Annotated in this window: 15 protein-coding genes; 5 read left to right on the top strand and 10 right to left on the bottom strand. The window is 39.8% G+C overall.

The genetic code is table 11. The features are described 5' to 3' along the window. Positions 1 to 49 precede the first annotated feature (49 nt). On the top strand, positions 50 to 1,093 hold the full coding sequence (locus V7K32_RS09440; RefSeq protein WP_334992429.1) for a PstS family phosphate ABC transporter substrate-binding protein: 1,044 nt from the start codon (positions 50 to 52) through the stop codon (positions 1,091 to 1,093). A 32-nt stretch (positions 1,094 to 1,125) separates the two neighbouring features. Here the strand turns inward: V7K32_RS09440 and V7K32_RS09435 are convergent, their stop codons facing one another. Then, a complete protein-coding gene (locus tag V7K32_RS09435) occupies positions 1,126 to 1,845 on the bottom strand; it encodes a Crp/Fnr family transcriptional regulator (protein ID WP_100901811.1) in 720 nt (239 codons plus the stop codon). Between the two features lie 525 nt (positions 1,846 to 2,370). On the opposite strand from V7K32_RS09435, the gene V7K32_RS09430 reads away from it, so the two are divergent. Further along, complete coding sequence (locus V7K32_RS09430; RefSeq protein WP_334992427.1) at positions 2,371 to 3,138, top strand: DALR anticodon-binding domain-containing protein; 768 nt, start codon at positions 2,371 to 2,373, stop codon at positions 3,136 to 3,138. A 179-nt stretch (positions 3,139 to 3,317) separates the two neighbouring features. Here V7K32_RS09430 and V7K32_RS09425 read toward each other — a convergent pair whose 3' ends face one another. Then, a complete protein-coding gene (locus tag V7K32_RS09425; RefSeq protein WP_334992425.1) occupies positions 3,318 to 4,187 on the bottom strand; it encodes a Cof-type HAD-IIB family hydrolase in 870 nt (289 codons plus the stop codon). A gap of 128 nt (positions 4,188 to 4,315) precedes the next feature. Here V7K32_RS09425 and polA point away from each other — a divergent pair, with 128 nt between their 5' ends. Next, the gene (gene polA, locus V7K32_RS09420; protein ID WP_334992423.1) at positions 4,316 to 7,255 is read left to right on the top strand and encodes a DNA polymerase I; all 2,940 of its coding nucleotides are present in this window, start codon (positions 4,316 to 4,318) and stop codon (positions 7,253 to 7,255) included. A 276-nt stretch (positions 7,256 to 7,531) separates the two neighbouring features. On the opposite strand, the gene psb27 is transcribed toward polA, so the two are convergent. From psb27 to V7K32_RS09400, 4 genes are all read right to left on the bottom strand, one after another. Then, complete coding sequence (gene psb27 / locus V7K32_RS09415) at positions 7,532 to 7,936, bottom strand: photosystem II protein Psb27 (RefSeq protein ID WP_334992421.1); 405 nt, start codon at positions 7,934 to 7,936, stop codon at positions 7,532 to 7,534. 269 nt (positions 7,937 to 8,205) lie between these two features. Then, the gene (locus V7K32_RS09410; protein ID WP_334992419.1) at positions 8,206 to 8,904 is read right to left on the bottom strand and encodes a phosphatase PAP2 family protein; all 699 of its coding nucleotides are present in this window, start codon (positions 8,902 to 8,904) and stop codon (positions 8,206 to 8,208) included. 31 nt (positions 8,905 to 8,935) lie between these two features. Beyond that, positions 8,936 to 9,640, bottom strand: coding sequence for a COG4705 family protein (locus tag V7K32_RS09405; RefSeq protein WP_334992477.1), 705 nt, complete (start codon positions 9,638 to 9,640; stop codon positions 8,936 to 8,938). Between the two features lie 234 nt (positions 9,641 to 9,874). Continuing rightward, positions 9,875 to 10,642 carry a COG4705 family protein gene (locus tag V7K32_RS09400; RefSeq protein ID WP_334992417.1) on the bottom strand — a complete coding sequence of 256 codons (768 nt, stop codon included), beginning with the start codon at positions 10,640 to 10,642 and terminating at the stop codon, positions 9,875 to 9,877. A 303-nt stretch (positions 10,643 to 10,945) separates the two neighbouring features. Between V7K32_RS09400 and V7K32_RS09395 the strand changes: the two genes are divergently transcribed. Then, positions 10,946 to 11,431: a PepSY domain-containing protein gene (locus V7K32_RS09395; protein WP_334992415.1), complete on the top strand. Its 486-nt coding sequence runs from the start codon at positions 10,946 to 10,948 to the stop codon at positions 11,429 to 11,431. Between the two features lie 19 nt (positions 11,432 to 11,450). Here V7K32_RS09395 and V7K32_RS09390 read toward each other — a convergent pair whose 3' ends face one another. Next, positions 11,451 to 12,683: a sensor histidine kinase gene (locus V7K32_RS09390; RefSeq protein ID WP_334992413.1), complete on the bottom strand. Its 1,233-nt coding sequence runs from the start codon at positions 12,681 to 12,683 to the stop codon at positions 11,451 to 11,453. A 67-nt stretch (positions 12,684 to 12,750) separates the two neighbouring features. Then, positions 12,751 to 13,425 carry a response regulator transcription factor gene (locus V7K32_RS09385; RefSeq protein WP_334992411.1) on the bottom strand — a complete coding sequence of 225 codons (675 nt, stop codon included), beginning with the start codon at positions 13,423 to 13,425 and terminating at the stop codon, positions 12,751 to 12,753. Between the two features lie 538 nt (positions 13,426 to 13,963). Here V7K32_RS09385 and V7K32_RS09380 point away from each other — a divergent pair. Then, complete coding sequence (locus V7K32_RS09380; RefSeq protein ID WP_334992409.1) at positions 13,964 to 15,661, top strand: alkaline phosphatase family protein; 1,698 nt, start codon at positions 13,964 to 13,966, stop codon at positions 15,659 to 15,661. 110 nt (positions 15,662 to 15,771) lie between these two features. Here the strand turns inward: V7K32_RS09380 and cofH are convergent, their stop codons facing one another. Both cofH and V7K32_RS09370 read right to left on the bottom strand, forming a co-directional pair. Beyond that, positions 15,772 to 16,920, bottom strand: coding sequence for a 7,8-didemethyl-8-hydroxy-5-deazariboflavin synthase subunit CofH (gene cofH, locus V7K32_RS09375; protein WP_334992407.1), 1,149 nt, complete (start codon positions 16,918 to 16,920; stop codon positions 15,772 to 15,774). A 56-nt stretch (positions 16,921 to 16,976) separates the two neighbouring features. After that, positions 16,977 to 18,911 carry an ArnT family glycosyltransferase gene (locus tag V7K32_RS09370; protein ID WP_334992405.1) on the bottom strand — a complete coding sequence of 645 codons (1,935 nt, stop codon included), beginning with the start codon at positions 18,909 to 18,911 and terminating at the stop codon, positions 16,977 to 16,979. Between the last annotated feature and the right edge of the window lie 97 nt (positions 18,912 to 19,008).

The raw sequence follows: 19,008 nt of genomic DNA, 5'->3' as shown, positions 1-19,008 counted from the left end.
CTCAAGTAGCACAAGCACTTATATTGAATGGAAGCGGGGGTAATTTACTATGTCTCAAAAAAATGAAACAACTATTCTTGTATTATCAATTCTGATTACGGTCGGGCTAATAGCTGGCGGTTTTTGGTGGTTTACTAAAAAATCTGGTATTAACCTAAATACAATTAATTCTGGTAGCACCAAAACGCCCCAAACTGAATCAGAACATCCTAGTGGCAATATCACTTCAGTACAGGATGTTCCTACAGGATTATTCAATTACGGAGGCAGTACATCTTGGGCACCGATTCGGCTGGTAGTTGATCCAGCAATTCAAGCCGCGCGGCCAGAGTTTCGCCTGCGCTATGTCGAACCCAGTAATGCATCTCCTGGTTCTGGTACTGGCATTCAATCTCTAATAGACGGTCAACTAGATTTTGCCCAGTCCTCCCGACCAGTTTTAGATCAGGAATTAAGCCGCGCCCAGCAGCGTGGGTTCACTTTAAAAGAAATTCCTGTGGCAATTGATGGTTTGGCGATCGCAGTTAACCCCAAGCTTAACATCCAAGGGCTAACGATAGACCAGTTAAAGTCAATTTACACAGGCAAAATCAATAATTGGAGCCAGGTGGGCGGCCCCAATATCCCGATTAAGCCTTATTCCCGCCGCATTGCTGATGGCGGTACGGTGGAACTTTTTGTCCAAGATATCTTGGGTGGTCAACCTTTCAGTTCCAATGTGGAATTTATCTCCACAACCACCCAAGCCTTGCAAAAATTGGCTGGTAGTCCTGGTAGTATCTACTACGCTTCTGCCCCAGAGGTGATTCCTCAATGCTCAATCAAAGCCTTGCCGTTGGGGCGGACGCAAGGGCAATATATTGCTCCATACCAAGAACCATCTGTCCTCCCGTCCCAATGTCCTGGTAAACGGAACAAATTGAACATTGAGGCTTTCCAATCAGGAAAATACCCGATTACCCGCAATCTGTTTGTGGTGGTCAAACAGAATGGTCAGACCCAGCAGCAAGCAGGTGTTGCTTACGCCAACTTGCTGCTGACTGAGCAGGGACAGGAACTTATTTCCCAAGCTGGGTTTGTCAAAATTCGTTGACAATAGCGATTGATTACACTCAGGTAGAGGCTTTAACCAGCTCTATTAATTGACTCTGCTGGCAAGCATATTAAATTATCCCCTTGGGTAAGGATTAAGCCACGTTGACGTAGCTTACCCATCAAGCGGGTGACGGTGACACGGGTCGAACCAATCGCGCTCCCAATTTGGGCATGGGTGAGCGGGAAGGGCAGACAATAGCCGCGAATCACATCAGGATCAGTGTCGCTCATTGCTGGTTCTCCATATTCCTCAATTAACAATGTGAGAAATCCTAAGAGTCGGTCAATCGTGCGGCGTTGTCCCAAGGCACTCAGCCACAGTAGCTTACGCTGGTGCTGATACCTAAAGGCATCCATAACTTCACGACGGAAGTGAGGCCAGTTGTCTAAGTCATGCCAGTACATCCACAACACCGCAGTTTGGTCAACATGGGCGTAGGACTGGAGTGTGAATGGTGATTGGGCAACAATTTCAAATGGCTGTCCCGCTCCCACAAAACCCAAGAACGCTTCTTCTGGGGTTCTGTTAATTCGTCGAGACGTTAGCTGGCTGGCAGTTGCACTAACTTGGGCGGTTCCTACCATACGGATCGCACCCCTTTGCACCAAATATAGCAATCCAGGCCGGGCTGGAATGCGCTCATCTTTGCTAAAGGTACGGCAGCGGTAGTGTTCTTGAGCCCAGTCAAGAATGCGTTGCCAAGTTAAAAAAGGCCGTGATGCCTCAGAAAAGGAGGATGGAGATTGCATAGGTAACAAAGAGCGTTCGGCTGAAGACAAAGACGTAAATAAAAGGGTGCAAGGAGTGTCTTTGTGTTGGCAAGGCAGGCTTAACGCCTAACAGCGCCAGCCAATCCAAAGAATAGAAAGCAAATTACTCTCTACTCTTTTGTTATACTTCCTACTGTACAATGATGGTAGTAAAGTTTACTTACTATTCATCCATTATTCATCAAATTTTATCCTCTTCTCATTTTTCTTCATCTAAATTAAGTTTATACCGCAAGACGGATGACAAAAAAGTAACAAATATATCTTACATGATGATTTAAATAATATTACGTGCATTATAAATTACAAATTAGCAAATATACGTCAATCAAACAGTTAGTCTACAGTTATTTAATAAATTCACTAAGCATTGATACTTATAAAACAGAAAATAAATGCCTAAATGATGAGAAAATTCCTCTATATAAAGGTAGAGATAATAAAAGAGTTTTCTACACCTCAAATGTGTCTCTGGGACTATCAAAATCTCAGAATCGAAAAGCGATGGAGCTTGCCAGTGCGATCGCCTCAGATATATCAGGGATCTGTGGCGACGTTTTTAGCATCCAAATAGTTCCCCCTGGTTTGATACATTTTGAATTAACTCACTCGACGTTAGGGACTTGGTTACAAAGTCTTGTAGAGGGGAGTTTGGGGGGGCAGGGGGATGAGGGAGCAGGGGAGGCAGGGGAGGCAGGGGAGGCAGGGGGGGCAGGGGGGGCAGGGGAGGCAGGGGAGGCAGGGGAGGCAGGGGAGGCAGGGGAGGCAGGGGAGGCAGGGGGAGAAGAATTAATAACCAATGCCCAATGCCCAATGCCCAATTTGTTTGCTGTTCAATATGCTCATGCACGTTGCTGTTCGCTAGTGCTTCTGGCTCATCGAGAGGGATTGATTAAACTTAGAGAACCAGTTCCAAATAATAGTCCAGCTTTTTGGAGTGTTATCTCTCCTAACCCTTTACCTTGGCTTAATTGTGACGGAACATTGCGGCTAAATCACCCAGATGAGCGTCGTCTAATTGGTGAGTTAATACAAGTGGTAGACAATATAGAATGCCCTGATGTTAAGGGTTCTGTGAAATGGGAAAAAGTAGCGCTGAGTTTGAGCCAAGCTTTTGAAAAGTTTTGGTGTAATTGCCGGATTTGGGGTGAGGTGAAAATTACCTCACCAGAGTTAGCCCAAGCTAGACTCGGATTGCTTATGGCTACTCAGTCAGTATTAAGATTTGTGCTAGAGGAAAACTTGGGTGTTTTTGCGCCCTTGGAGTTATAAATCGGTAATGTCGCTTAGGCAAAAATAAAAACTTTTATATATCTATTGACTCAATGCATCACCTCAGCTACATTAACAGGTGTGTGAGGAGCGAACCAGCTAGGACACCGAGACGAAACACGGCCAGTCGTCGGTGTCCTTTCTGATTTATATGGGTTAGGTTTGAAAAATTGCCCTGATTACAGCAAAAACTTTTCAATTGCTACAGCGGCTCCATCTTCCTCTACACTAGGAGCTACCCACTGCGCGATCGCTTGCACTCCTGGTGGTGCGTTGCCCATAGCTACACCCAGTCCAACATACTCCAGCATTTCCACATCATTGAAGTTATCGCCAATCGCCATAACGTTGGCTATCTCTAATCCCAGTAATTCTTCGGCTAGGTAACGTACAGCAGTTCCCTTATTCACAGAGGCGTTAGTTGCTTCAAAAAAAGTAGCAACAGATGTTGTCAAATAAAGTTCAGCAGGTGTGTATTGACGGCGCAAATTCCCCAATAGCTTGTCGATCACATCAGTGTCATCACACAAAGCGAGAATTTTTGTCGGTTCATTTGTTAAGGTTTGGCGCAAATCACCCACCGGAATCGCGGTAATATCAGAACGTTCTGCATAAATTTGGGTTTCTCTGGTTACTTCACGGACGTATAGTTGATCGTTGATGTAGAAGTGGACAGATAGGAGCGATCGCAACTCAGGCTGTTCAAAATAGTCGAGTAACTGGTGGGCGATTTCTCTGGAAACAACCCAATGGCGATGAATTTTTTGAGTGATCGGATCTTGAATCCAGGCTCCTTGATAGGCCATTAATGGTAGGGTAGAGCCGATATATTGGTGAAAGCGCAAGGCTGAACGATACATCCTACCTGTTGCGATCGCTACTTTAATTCCTCGTGCTTGGGCTGCAATAATCGCTTGCTTTACAGGTTCGCTAATGGTGTTAGAATGCCCTGCGATCGTGCCATCTATATCCAAAACTAGTAGTTTAATGTCTTTTGTAGCAGCCTGATGATCATTAGATGCCAAATGTGGGGCAGATGCTTTCGGCATAATTTCCTAGATTTTAAGTTCCGGTAAGAGGTTATACCATTTTGGATTTTAGATTGGGAATAGCGTTCTAGAATCTGAGTTTACTGAATTGCGATCGCAGTAACGAAGCTTCTGGCTAAAATAGGGCTATGTCTGAAATCACTTCTGCAACCGCAACACGCCCCACGTTCATCCTCGTAGATGGACACTCCCTGGCGTATCGTTCATACTTTGCTTTCGCCAAAGGGCGAGATGGAGGGCTGCGTACTAAAACGGGGATTCCTACAAGTATATGTTTTGGTTTTGTGAAGTGCCTCCTGGAGGTAATGGGAACACAACAGCCACAAGCAATGGCGATCGCTTTTGATTTGGGTGAGGCCACTTTTCGCCACGAAGCTGACGAGACTTATAAAGCCGATCGCAAAGAAACCCCAGAAGACTTCATTCCCGACTTAGCAAACCTGCATGAGTTGCTCAATGGCTTTAATCTACCAATTTTCACTGCCCCTGGTTTTGAGGCTGATGATGTTTTGGGAACCTTAGCACAAAGAGTCACTGCTGCTGGGTATAGAGTGAAGATTCTGACTGGCGATCGCGATTTATTTCAACTAATCGACTCTGACAAAGAAATCACTGTTCTAAATTTTAGTCCAGATGCCCTAAAACGCTCTACAAATAGCATCACGGAATTTGAACCAGAACAAGTCAAAGAAAAAATGGGGGTTTTACCTTCACAAATTGTTGATTTTAAAGCTCTTTGTGGTGATAAATCAGATAATATTCCTGGTGTCAAGGGAATTGGCGAAAAGACAGCAGTGCAGCTGTTAAATACTTATGCTTCTCTTGATAATATTTACGCTGCGTTAGATGAAATTAAAGGCGCAACTCAGAAAAAACTGGCAACGGGTAAAGAAGATGCCGATAAGTCTCGCTATTTGGCAACCATAGTTTTAGATGTTCCTATAGAATTTGATTTAGAAAAATGCAAATTAAAAGGTTTTGATATAAGCGTATTATCACCCATTTTAGAAAAGTTAGAATTCAAGTCTTTTTTAGGTAGAATTAACGACCTACAGCAACGTTTTGGTGGGCAAGTTGAAGAAAAGCAAGAAGCTAAAACAGACGTAATTAATCCCAATACTAACTCAGAATTCAGCGCTGATGAAGATAATGATTTGTGGTTTTTTAGTGCTAGTGATACAGCAGCATTTACACAAAAATCTACTTCCCCAATTACACCACGCATCATCAACACTGAAGCAAAATTAACTGAGTTAGTGAAACTTTTGCAAACATTCACTAACCCAGATATTCCCGTTGCTTGGGACACTGAAACTACAGCTTTAGAACCAAGAGACGCTGAGTTAGTAGGAATTGGTTGCTGTTGGGGAATGCAACCAGATGAGGTAGCCTATATTCCTGTGGGGCATAAAACTGGGGAAAATTTGCATAAAGATTTGGTGCTAGAAACATTACGCCCAATTCTCGAAAGTGCTGATTATCCTAAAGCTTTACAGAACGCCAAATTTGACCGCTTAGTTTTAAAGTGTCAAGGAATTAATTTGGCGGGAGTAGTGTTTGATCCCATGCTGGCAAGTTACATTCTAAATCCCGATTCAAGTCATAATTTGATGGATTTGTCGCAGCGATATTTGGGATTGATAGCAAAAAGTTATTTGGATTTAGTTCCTAAAGGTAAAACCATCGCTGATATAGATATTTCCGCCGTAGCAGATTACTGCGGTATGGATGCTTATTCTACCTTTGGTTTAGTGGCGAAATTGCGTGAAGAACTTGATAAAATTCCAACTTTGTCTAAGCTGTTAGTGGAAGTAGAACAGCCACTAGAAGCGGTTTTAGCCGAAATGGAATACACGGGTGTTCGGATTAATTCAGCTTATTTGCAAGAACTTTCGCAGCATTTAGAAACTGAGTTAGCCAGGTTGAAAGAGGAAGCAACTAAAATAGCTGGGGAAAACTTTAACTTGGGTTCTCCAAAGCAATTGAGCCAAATATTGTTTGAAAAGTTGGGGTTAAGCACTAGACATTCTCGCAAAATTCAAACGGGCTTCTCTACAGATGCAGCAACGCTGGAAAGACTTCAAGAAGATGATAACACTGGATTTGTTGAGGCGATCATTGAGTATCGGACTCTATCTAAATTAAAGTCTACTTATGTTGATGCATTACCTGCATTGGTGCGTCCAGATACCCAACGAGTGCATACTGATTTTAATCAAGCAGCAACATCAACTGGTAGATTATCTTCTTCTAATCCAAACTTGCAAAATATCCCCATTCGTACAGCTTTTAGTCGCCAAATTCGGAAGGCATTTTTGCCCGAATCTGGTTGGTTAATGGTGGCTGCTGATTACTCACAAATTGAATTGCGGATTTTGGCTCATTTGAGTCAAGAGCCGATATTAATACAAGCATATCAGCAAAATGAAGATGTTCACACTGTGACGGCACGGTTAGTGTTTGAAAAAGAAAATATAACCTCAGAAGAACGAGGGATGGCAAAAACTATCAATTTTGGCGTGATTTATGGAATGGGTTCTCTAAGATTTTCGCGCTCAACTGGGATAGATAAAAACATTGCCAACGAGTTCATTAAGCGGTTTAATGAACGATATCCGAAAGTATTTGCATATTTAGAACGAGTCAAAAAAGAAGCGATCGCTCTTGGTTATGTAGAAACTATTTTCGGTCGTCGTCGTTATTTTGACTTTACTAATAACAGTTTACGCAAATTAAAAGGGACTAATCCAAAAAATATCGATCTGAGTAAATTGAAGAATTTAGGTGCTTATGATGCAGGTTTACTACGCTCTGCTGCTAATGCACCAATTCAAGGTTCCAACGCTGATATTATTAAAATTGCAATGGTGAGATTGCATGAGGTTTTAAAGAACTATCAGGCGCGTTTGTTGTTGCAAGTTCACGATGAATTAGTGTTTGAAATTCCCCGTGATGAGTGGGAAGAATTACAACCACAAATTAAGTTGGTGATGGAAAATGCAGTCGAGTTGAGTGTGCCGTTGCTGGTGGAGGCGCGTGTCGGTGAAAATTGGATGGAGACGAAGTAAGGGATTTCTAAGAAATAAATTATCTAAGAAGACGAACCACAGAGGCGCAGAGAACACGGAGAAAGGAAGATGAGAGAGGATTGTTGTATGAGATTTTTGGATGTTTTTTAATTTGGAAGTCCCTAAGTTGAATTTTGAGCAGGCTTTTAGCTAGAAAAGTGTCAATCAGTTTAGTTGAAAATTTAAAACTCTTATGTATATCAAGTGGACAAAGTAATCAAGAGTCAAAAGTATTGACTCTTGACTCTTGATGATGGAGTAGGCAATAGTTAAGAATTAACCGCCACGCTTCAGTGCTAGTTCTACCTGCTGTAACTCCTTCTCTAAACGATTTTTGAGTTTTTCGGGTACTGCACGATTTGGGTAAGAACTGTAGTGTCCAGCTAGGGAGTTGAGGGCTGTTCGCATGGTTGTAAAGGAGCCAAGACCAGAAACAGAGTTAACTCGCTGATAGCGAGCTGAAAAGTCATTAATTTTTTGACGCGCTTCTGCTTGAACTGCTGCTTTTTCTGGTGAATCTTGTGATATATCCAGAGCTTGTCTCATAACATTGACCACAGCTAAGGTGTCTTGGCGATAATCCCCAGTCAAGCTATCTGGACTGCCAGAACAGCCCATTAAGCCGATAGATACAACCAAAACCAGCGCAAGCAAACGCGACCAATAGCGCTTCATATTCATTAAGTAAAAGGATACGTAAATCAACGTCTATCCTATCTTGGATTGGTAACTTGGGGATCAATTGAATGGGGAATGGGGAGAGACGCGATTAAACCAATTCGATGCATTTTTAATTCGCAATGATGCTCCTGCGTCGCTAAGGCTGCGTTCGCGGAGCGTCTCGTAGAGAAGAGAGCAATTACGTTTTGTAACGGGGATTTAAATTAGGCATTCAATTCTTGCTGCGGTCGTTAGGCTCTTGAATTAAACCACGAAACTTTGTTAAAGATTTAATCAACTAATTTTTCTTGCCTCAATCTTTGCAATTTAAGCATCGTAATACATATCATCAGCCATAAAAAACCGACTCCATAACCTGCAATTATGTCTGTAGGCCAATGGACTCCTAAATATAAGCGGCTGATCCCAATAGCTGCAATTAAAATAACAGTTAAACTGTAAATAAATTTCGCAAAATTAGGATAGTGAGTTGCCAATTCGTAAGCAATAAAACCATAAAGTACAACAGAGCCTAGTGCATGACCGCTAGGAAAACTAAAAGATTTTTCAGAAATCAATTGATGCCACAATTCTGGGCGAGATTTAGAAAAAAACAACTTTAGCCCTGTATTTAAAATTAACCCTCCTAAGCAAACAAATATAAAAACTTTCGCTTCTTCTTGGTAACGTCGCCACCAAAGTAATAAAACAGTAATACCTGCAACTATAACCACTGTACTAGGATTACCAAGATTTGTAACAAACAGCATTAAATTATCTAAATTTGGATTGGCAAACTGATGTAGCCATAACAAAAAATTAGTATCAAATGCAAAAGCATCTCGCTCTAAAACCTCTTGTGCAAGTTTTGCTACAACAAAAAGGATCAGCAGACAACTAGCAAGTCCAACAATACCAATTGTGGCAATTAAGGGAGCCAAACGAGGATGTATATGACGTAACCAAAAATTAGAAATTTGTCGGAGCATACTTTAATTTTATTCATTATGCTTAAATGCATCACTCAATTGGGTGACGCACTTTTTTCTCCTTTCGCACAGAAAAGAATAGCACAACTGCTAGTAGAATAAAGGCGATCGCGGAAGCATAGCCTCTTGGTAGTGATAGACCGCCACTTTTGATTGGTTTTGTCAAAAAATCTCCAAAGGTGGCTCCGAAGGGACGTGTGAAGATGAACGCAAGCCAGAATAGGAGGATATCGCTCAAGTTTGTTACGTAGTGAAGGGCGATGACAACACCAATCACGCTGGCACTCACCAATGCGCCCTGGATATAGCTTAGTCCCAAGTTGCTTGTCAGAAAGTCACCAAAGGCTGTTCCCAAACTGTTGGAGAACACGACAGCCAGCCAGTAGGTGGTTTCTGCATCTTTCCTAGCGATCGGATAAACGCTCAGATCGCGATCGCGGTAATACCAGATGGTAAGAACGCTCAACAGACCGGCTACCAAGATAAGCGATCCCACGGCGTAGCCTAGTCCAAAAGATCGATCCATCAGGTCTGAAACTTCGGTTCCGGCTGTGGTTGTAGCGATGATGGCCGTCCAATAAAGGACTGGACGATATCTGTCGGATTGAATTTGAAAAAACAGGAGAATAATTAGAATGGCGAACGTTATGGCAAAGGCTACGTAATACCCCAGCCCAAGAGACATTGAGATGAAGTCACCTGCCGTTTCGCCAAGCGTCGTGGCGATGATCTTCATTATCCAGAAGAAAATTGTGACTTTTGCAACTTTGTTCATTTATTTTTCAGAATAAAAAATAGTAAGTTATCGTTTTTAACACTCATAATATTAAATTAACTAGACGCTAAGGGACTTCCAAATAAAAAAATGTTCCAAAACTGACGCAAAAACTCTCTCTATTTCTTCTCTCTGCGTTCTCTGTGTCTGGACTGGTTCGTTTATTGGAATAATTTATTTCTTGGAAGTCCCTAATCAGTCTTGTCGGTCAATCGGCAGTAAGGCTGGTTTCTTCTGCTTAAGACTTAAGTAAATAACCAAACTCACGATTATAGAAAGAAAAAGTATACTGGTTCCGATAGTACCAAAACCAAAACCACCATTTGTAGCAGATTGGGATAGTAAATCACCCATAGATGCACCAAGCGGACGAGTCAAGATGTAAGCTAACCAGAATGCCAAAACTGCATTCATTCGGAAGTAATAATAACCTATCGCTATAATTGCAATTGAAGCGCCAAATATCAGTGCTGATTGTGCATAACCCAGTCGCAAAGACTCTGCTAAGAGGTCTCCTGTTGCAGTGCCTAATGCAAACGTAAACAAAACAGCCACCCAATAAAAAAGCTCTCTTTTAGCTGTATTAATGGAGTGCATGGCTAATGTTTTTTCGTTTGAATACCAGAGGGCAAAAACTACCAACAAGGAAACACTAAAAATTATAGTAGTTGTCACCAAACTAACTCCAAGTTCGTCTACTAATCTATCAGTGATCAGTGTGCCAACGATACTTATCAAAACGACTACAAACCAGAAACTTGCTGGAACATAGCGTTTAACCTTAAACTGGTTCAACAGCGCAATCAGTAACACGGCGCTCATAATGTAGGATGTAATGCCTAAACCAAGGTTCAATGTTGCTGACAGAAAATCTGCTGCGGTTTCACCTACTGTGGTTGCCAGAACCTTAATAATCCAGAAGTAAATTGTAACCTCTGGAACCCTGTTTAACATCTTTTTCATGATCTTTCTCCTTCTTGATTTTTTCGTAGAAGTGAGATTACATCACATCTTAAAGTTAGCTGTATTCTCATAAATCACTGAGTGATTGTACTTTACACAGCAAAAGTCAAGAAATAGTCAAGATTTGATTGAAAACGGAATTTTATCCGAATAGAGGCACTAAAAATAGCTGAAATCTCTACTTAAAAATTAATTTCCCTATTTGATATTAAATTTATTGAACTTAAACTAATCTTGACTATTTCTGGACTTTTATTACTTACTGTGAAAATACAAACCCAGACTTTGAGGAATTTTACAAGTATGAAAACTCAAACAAAAATTATTTTGGTAGCAGCTTTTGTTGGTACTTTGGGACTTGCTGGATTGTCGAAAGTTGTGTCTGCAAAACAACCACAATCTTTTGTAGCAATTGCACGTCAACATCATAGTGTTACCAAAGTTGCTGAAGCCAGTGATGGGGATGGTGAAACCAACGACGATGCACAAGAAGCGGCAAAACTGCAACCGCTAGCTAAAATTACAGCAGAACAAGCACAGCAAGCAGTTGAAGCATCTGTGGGAGGTAAGGCAAAAAGTGTCAAACTCGAAAATGAAGATGGCAACTTAATTTATGCTGTAGAAATTGGTCAGCAAGAAGTTACAGTAGATGCTGGTAACGGCAAAGTTCTCTATGTTGAAAATGCCAATCAACAAGATGAGAAGAATGAAGCAACTCGTCCCAAGAGTAGTATTCAAGTTAAAGAAACTAGTGATGGCGATCGCGAAACCAATGATGATGGTAAGTAGGGAACTTAAAATCACATTGTCAAGAAGTTGGTAAACGCACAGTAAAACAACTACCAACTCCTAATTGACTCGTAACACTAATTAATCCACCATGATTTTGAGCAATAGCTTGAGCGATCGCTAGCCCTAAACCAGAACCACCTGACCAATAAGAACGAGACTGATCTGTTCGCCAAAAACGCTCAAAAACCTTGTCAATATGCTCTGGTGCAATTCCCAAGCCTGTATCTTGCACGTTGACATAAAGCTGGGAACCGACGCGACTAGTTTTAATTTCAACTATACCTCCCGATGGTGTATAATAGAGGGCATTTTCAACTAAATTAGTAAACAGTCGCGTTAATTGAACTGAATCACCTATTAGCTGAAGATTAGCAATTAATTGAAATTTCAAGTTAATTTGTTTGGCTTCAGCTTGAGGTTTATACAGTTGTATTAGCTTCTCTAATATTGAGGTTAAATTGATACTTTCCCTATTCTGAGTCGGGACTTTATCGGTGCGTGCTAACAATAATAAGTCTTCTGTGAGGCGAGTCATCTGGTTAGTAGCACTGGCGATCGCTTGAAACTTTTCTGCATCTTTTGGCCCTATTTCTTCTGGATATTCTAGCGGTAACTCAGCATTAATTTTGATCGCCATTAACGGACTGCGTAGTTCATGGGAAGCATCAGCAGTAAACTGTTTGAGTTTTTGAAAGCTCTCTTCAATGGGTTGCATTGCTTGACGAGTTAGCAAAATTCCGCCAATACCACTAAAAACCAAAGTTATAATAATTCCACCGCCTAATACCCAGTCCAGTTTTTGCAGAGTTTCATCAAATTCTTCTAAAGATTGGCTCACCCTTACATACCCAACTAGCTCACCATTCTCACTAGTAATAATTGGAACAGTCACTACTTGGATAGGAACTTTACCTGTCTGAATTTGTACCATTTTGCTTGGTAAAAAAGGTAAAGTTAAAACGGTTTTTCCTTGTTGAGTAATTAAATTACCTTGAGTATCAAACCACTGTAATCCTTGATGATAAGCAATTAAGTCTTGGGGACGAAAGTCAGTTTCAACTGTTAGGCGACCTTTTTCAAGCTCTACATTTGCAGCCGCAACTTTGCCTATGCCTATGAGTTTATCTGTTATTTGTTCGCTCAGACTGCGAGTGAAAGCAAATCGGACTGCGATCGCAAATAGTCCTAGCAGCGATGCAAACACCACTAAATAAGATAACAATAAACGATATCTGATTCTTTGAAACACATTATTTTCGCTATCTAGTTAATTAATTAGATAAATTATATCTAAAATTAATATTTTTTTAGTTACTTTAATTTTGTCCTAAACGATAACCAATGCCATAAATATTTTCAATCAAGTCTTCTGAACTTCCAGAGGCTTTAAGTTTATTCCGCAAATTTGTAATATGAGTTTTAATACTTCCTTCTCCCGAAGATTTATCAAAGTCCCACAGTTTGTCAAGAATTGCAGAACGAGTGACAACTTGATTGGGATTTCTCAAAAAATATTCTAATATCATATATTCTTTAGGAGTTAATGATATGATATTTCCTGCATAAGTAACCTGTTGAATTGCTGGGTCTAGTTGCAAATCACCGTGGATTAAAATCTGGGGACGAATTTCTGGAGTTCTTCGAGCTAAAGCCCTGATGCGTGCTGCTAATTCTTTTAGTTCAAATGGCTTAACCAAGTAATCATCAGCACCAGCATCGAGTCCGATAATTTTATCGTCTGTTGTATCTCGTGCTGTCAGCATTAAAATCAAAACATTAGATGAAGTAGCGCGTAAACGCTTACATAAAGTAATTCCATCTAATTTAGGAAGCATTAAATCTAATAAAATTAGCTCATATAATCCTGACTGTGACCATTCCCAGGCTGCAAAACCATCGGTTGTTATATCCACAATATGGTGTTGTCGTCTTAAAAATTCGGCCAATGGTTTAGCAATGCGATCGTCATCTTCAACTATCAAAATTCTCATAATGCTCCACCTTTAAATTATTAGGGCTTGCTAATACCGAATCAGGATTATCTTACCTACAAGGTTAATCTTAAAATTTTTATCATATATTCTTAACCTGAACTTAATTCAACTTGATTAATGTTCCTATAAATGCTCAAAATATGTCATAGCAATCAAGCTGATTCCTTAAATGACCAATTCCTAAATTAAATACTTTGATAGGAATAATGAGAAATAAGTAGGTAGGCAAGATAAAACCAAATTATGTAACGAAAAGTAAAATCTCTGTATTTGGCTCGTAGTTACGCTGTATTTGCTAAAGCGCAAGTACGAGCCAGTGATGATTATTTGCGGGCACTTACTTAGAGGAATTTAAGCTTGTGTAATTTAGTAAGCAAATACCTTTGCAAGTAAGTCTTCTCGACAAAATTTTGTATTGTTTTAGGTGAGTTATTTTCGGTTATTTAACTATTAATTTCTGTTAATTTACAACGTTAATAACCACAAGTCTAGAACAATGCATAGGTTACTTTATCAATGAAAGGAAATAAATAAAATGACTCGATTTAGCACTTTTCATCTACCTACTGTTTTAAAAACAGTGATTTTCAGCACAACTATTTTAGCAGGGCAGACATTTTTACAATTTAATAACTCAGCAGCAACAGCAGCCAGCCTTTATCAACATGTGTTGCTTTTATCAGTAGATGGACTACATGATGCTGATATTGCTGATCCTTTGCTTCAACCTTATTTATCGAATATTAAGAATTTGCAAGCAGATGGTGTTACTTACACGAATGCCTTTAGCAGCATACCGTCGGATTCCTTTCCTGGTGAATTGAACTACTTAACAGGAGCAAGCCCAAAAACTACAGGGGTTTATTATGACAATTCATATAGTCGCTTATTATTAAGTAAACTAGGGAGTCCTGCTGGTACTGAAGTTCTGTTTGATGAAAGCATTGATAAAAACCCTAGTCTTCTTAGTGGAGGAGGTGATTTTGGGAAAGGTAGTATTGATTCAAGTAAGTTGCCTGTAGACAGCACGGGAAAACCTATTTATCCTCATAACTACCTGAATGTCAATACAATTTTTGAGGTAGCCCACGATGCCGGGTTACACACCGCATTTATTGACAAACATCCTGCCTATGACCTTGCTAATGGGCCTTCAGGCAAGGGAGTTGATGACTTTTATGCTCCAGAAATAAATGCGAAAGTAGCTTTGGAAAATGGCAAGTTAGTCGATAAATCAACAGCCAAAAATCCTAGTAATCTCACATTTAAAACCACAACTAAAAGCACTAGTTTTACAGAGGCTTATGATGACTTAAAAGTAAATGCGCTTTTAAACCAAATAGCTGGTAAAGATTCTCAAGGCATCACTAATCCGGGAACTCCTGCTATTTTTGGCATGAACTTTCAAGCTCTCAGTGTCGCTCAGAAAGATGCTAGTAACGATGGTGGGATTGCTGCTGATGGAACACCTTCACCAGGTTTTGTTGATGCTTTACAGCATACAGACGCTAGTATCGGTAACATAGTTAATGCCTTGAAGCAACGAAATTTGTTTGATTCAACATTAGTAGTATTGACAGCAAAACATGGTCAAAATCCCCGTGAGGGAACGGCTACTCTGATTTCTGAAAACACATTTACAGATGTCTTAAAAAAAGCTGGGATTACTGTAAATCAAGCAACACAAGATGATGTTGGCTTATTTTGGCTTGCAGATCAAAGCCAAGCTGATACTGCGACAACTCTTTTAAAGAATCTGAATAATCCGGCAATTAATGAGGTGTTATCTGGTGATGCCCTACAACAAGCAGGTTTTGGCAATCCGTTGTCAGATGACCGTACACCAGATTTAATTATTAAATTGAACCCTGGATATGTAATTTCAGATAGTACAAAAAGGGCTGAACATGGAGGTTTTTCGGATGACGATACCCATGTTGGATTAATTGCTGCTAGTGGGATTTTAGCTTCTGGACTCAAAGGGACAATTCAAACGCAGACGGTAAAAACAACTCAAGTTGCTGTTACGGCTCTAGATGTATTGGGGTTAGATCCTGAGTTATTAGAGGGTGCTGTGAAGGAAGGTACTAAAAAACTTCCTGGGTTAGAAATTTCTGATACCCGTGCAGTTCCAGAGCCAAATACGAATCTTGGCTTGTTATCTTTTATGGGCTTGATGTTAACTGTTTCTCTATGGAGACGATGCAAGCAACTCATAGATGGTTGGAACTAAGTTAAGGGTTGAAGACTAGCTGAGTTGTAAAGTCTGTTTTTTTCTGCGCCTAATATGGTGAAATAAATTACTTTTAAACCGCAGAGGCGCAGAGAACACAGAGATAAGAGTTAAGAGTAACTCTTAACTTTTTGATAAAGAGTATTGCGTTGTTGGTAAGGTCTTCCTAAAGAAGCGATCGCATTTTCCAAAGTTTCCACTTCCATACATGTACCACCCAAAGCACCCGCCATTGTGGTAATATGCTCCTCCATCAATGTGCCGCCGATATCGTTGCAACCCCAAACTAAAGCTTCCGTTGCACCAGCAAGCCCCAGTTTTACCCAACTTTGCTGATGGTTAGGAATCCAATTACCTAAGTAAATCCGTGCCACAGCGCCTAGTAGGAGTGCATCACTCAAAACTGGTTGATCGCGTCCGACACGGCGACGTAAGGGTTTGGGCGCTTCTTGCCCAACGAAGGGTAATAAAATAAACTCTGTGATCCTTGCTGGATATTCCTGATTGATGGCGGTTTGTTGGAGCGATCGCAATTTTTCTAAATGCCCAATTTGCTGTTCGTGGGTTTCAATATGCCCAGATAACATGGTGCTGGTGGTATGTAAGCCTAATTTGTGAGCGGTGCTAACAATTTCTAGCCAAGTGGCTGTGTCAATCTTCTCTGGACACAGTATCCGCCTAACTTCATCGTCTAACACTTCGGCTGCTGTTCCTGGCATTGAGCCAACACCAGCATCGCGCAAAGCAGCAATTACATCAGCATATTCAAGTCCATCAAGTCTGGCGATAAATTCTACTTCTTGCGGAGAGAAAGCATGGAGATCTATGTGGGGAAATTCCTGTTTGATGGTTTCCACGACCTTGAGATAATAGGGCAAAGATTTACCATTTATCTGCGCTTGTGGATTTAATCCCCCCTGCATACAGATTTCCGTCGCACCCCGTTGCACTGCATCTGTCGCTTTTTCTAAAATTTGCGCCGAATCTAACCAGTATGCACCTGCATCACCATCATCTCGACGGAAAGCACAAAAACTACAGTGCTGCTCACAAATATTAGTAAAATTAATATTACGATTAATTATGTATGTAACCGTATCGCCTGCTTGAGTGTGGCGGAGTGTATTGGATGTATCACGTATCGCTGCGATCGCCTCTTCGTCAGTTTGTTGTAACAATACCACTCCCTCTTCGAGAGATAAGTCGTATCCCATTAAGGCACGCTCAAGAATTTTTTCAACAGCAATTTTTGTCAGCATTACTTTCTTAACTTCTGAGTAAATCTTAATTTGAGGATATTGTAAATAATAAAACTCTACTTAATAAATATACCAAGTTCTGGAGAATCCCAAGATCGGACATAAGTTTTATCTTTAAAATTAATTTCTTGAGATTTCTTTTGTTTACTTTTTTTAGTTTCCATTGAAATAATTCCACAAGGCTCAAAACCTTGATAGGAAGCCTCTGTTTCTAATCTTGCGGAAATATTAGTAACATTAATATGTTGAATTTTAAATAATTTTTGATTATTTTGCTGCAAAAGTACCCATAAAGGGTATTCCCAAGGGTCGTTTCCCATTGATAGCCCAATATTCGAGCATTTTTTGGAATTTAAAAACTCAACCGCTCCTGTGTAAGTACCTTTGAGGAATGGTCTATTACTAAAATACTGCTCAATTCTGGGAGTTTGGAATATATTGTTGCTATCAATAATAGGTCTGTATCTGTTAAAAAACACCCACGGCAATGATGAGATTAGCATAAGTGTTACTATAACAATGGCGATTTTCTGCTTTTTCAGCTTAGATAACACAATACCTACAAATGGAGAAAATAGGACAAAAAAAGGTAAATGCAGACGACTATTCCAGGCTTGCCATTTTACCAAGTAGCAAAATATCAAAAATGTAGACACGGTAGCAATGAGATAAGTAAAAATATAACTTTCTTTTCGGAGGGATTTTCGATTCAGAAAAATAATCATACATATCAATATCAGTGCTATATGTAATAAATTACCAGCACTATTTTCATTACCACTTATCCCAATTGTTGGCCAACCTCCTGGTACAAAGAATGTCTGGGAAAAAGTTATCCGAGGATCGTTATAATCTACACCGATGAATATATGTATAAGTTGAATTAATCTGTTCGCTTTTCCATTCCAGAAACCAATCGGTGTTCCTATATGTAAAGCAATATTTCTCAAAATATTAGAAATGAGTATATTAACACCGAATATTTCATTACGATAGCCACTCGCTTCACCAAGTGGCGAAGCAAATAAATTATAATTGCGTAAATAGTGACTAATATTAAGCAATAAAGATATACTTACTACTATCAAAGCAGGCTTCCATGCTTGCCACCGTAAGCGTTTAACCAGGTAAAAAGCAAACCAAATTAAGAAGGGAAATACATAAAAATAAGCAGTTCCCTTGCTCAAAAGGGCTAATCCTGTGCTACTACCAATATTAAATGAATTCGTCCAAATATCGCTTTTTGCTGCTTGGATAGTTGATAGTAAGTAGTAAGCAAGAGAAACTAACCAAAATGCAACTACATAATCATTTTGAGTGCTTGAAGCTTGCAATATTCCCATAGGAATTGTTGCAGTTACAACCGCAGATAAAACTTGACCTCGTAAATCTGCTCCAAGTTGTTTGGCAATTAATGACACTCCAATAATACAGCCAATCATACTAAACCATTGAACTAAGTTAGCGAAGTAGTCACCACCACTTAAAATCTGAAAATGCAAAATCACGAACTCTGACCAAGGGTTTTGATATAACTGTGGAGTATAACTTGTTGGATAATGAGCAATGCTATGATTTTGTATCCAATGAGCAACACGACTCATATGATAGTCCATAGAATCCCAGTTATTGGGGGGTGCGATGATGGCAATTAATCCAACTGTCGCTACAACGAAACCTATGCCATATAACAAAAAATTTACTTTAATATCTTTTTTTATTTTAGAAGAATTTATTTGTTCTGGATTCGGTATTATTTGCTGATTTAGCCGAAAGTATATATAAATTAATGTGATACATATTAATCCCCAAGTTACTAATATCCAGCCAAAAGTAATTAATTTAAAAAGACTTAAAAATTCGGTGATTGCAGTGAGTAAAATTCCCCAGTAAGTAATTGCTAATATCAGCGACTCACGCCAATCGGTACGTTTTTTATTAATTAACAAAAAAATAGTAGTTAAGGAAATAAGAGGCAAAAATATAAACATAAGTAAAACGGCGTAAATAATTAAAGGTTTGTAGTAATACCATTTCTTTGTGAGGCTGCGCCAAACCCTCTTAACTTCTTCTTTTTTTCTTTGTGTT

Origin of the sequence: Nostoc sp. (assembly GCF_036917635.1) — a bacterium.
Classification (GTDB): Bacteria; Cyanobacteriota; Cyanobacteriia; order Cyanobacteriales; family Nostocaceae; genus Nostoc.
This window is presented reverse-complemented; position numbering and strand designations above follow the sequence as displayed.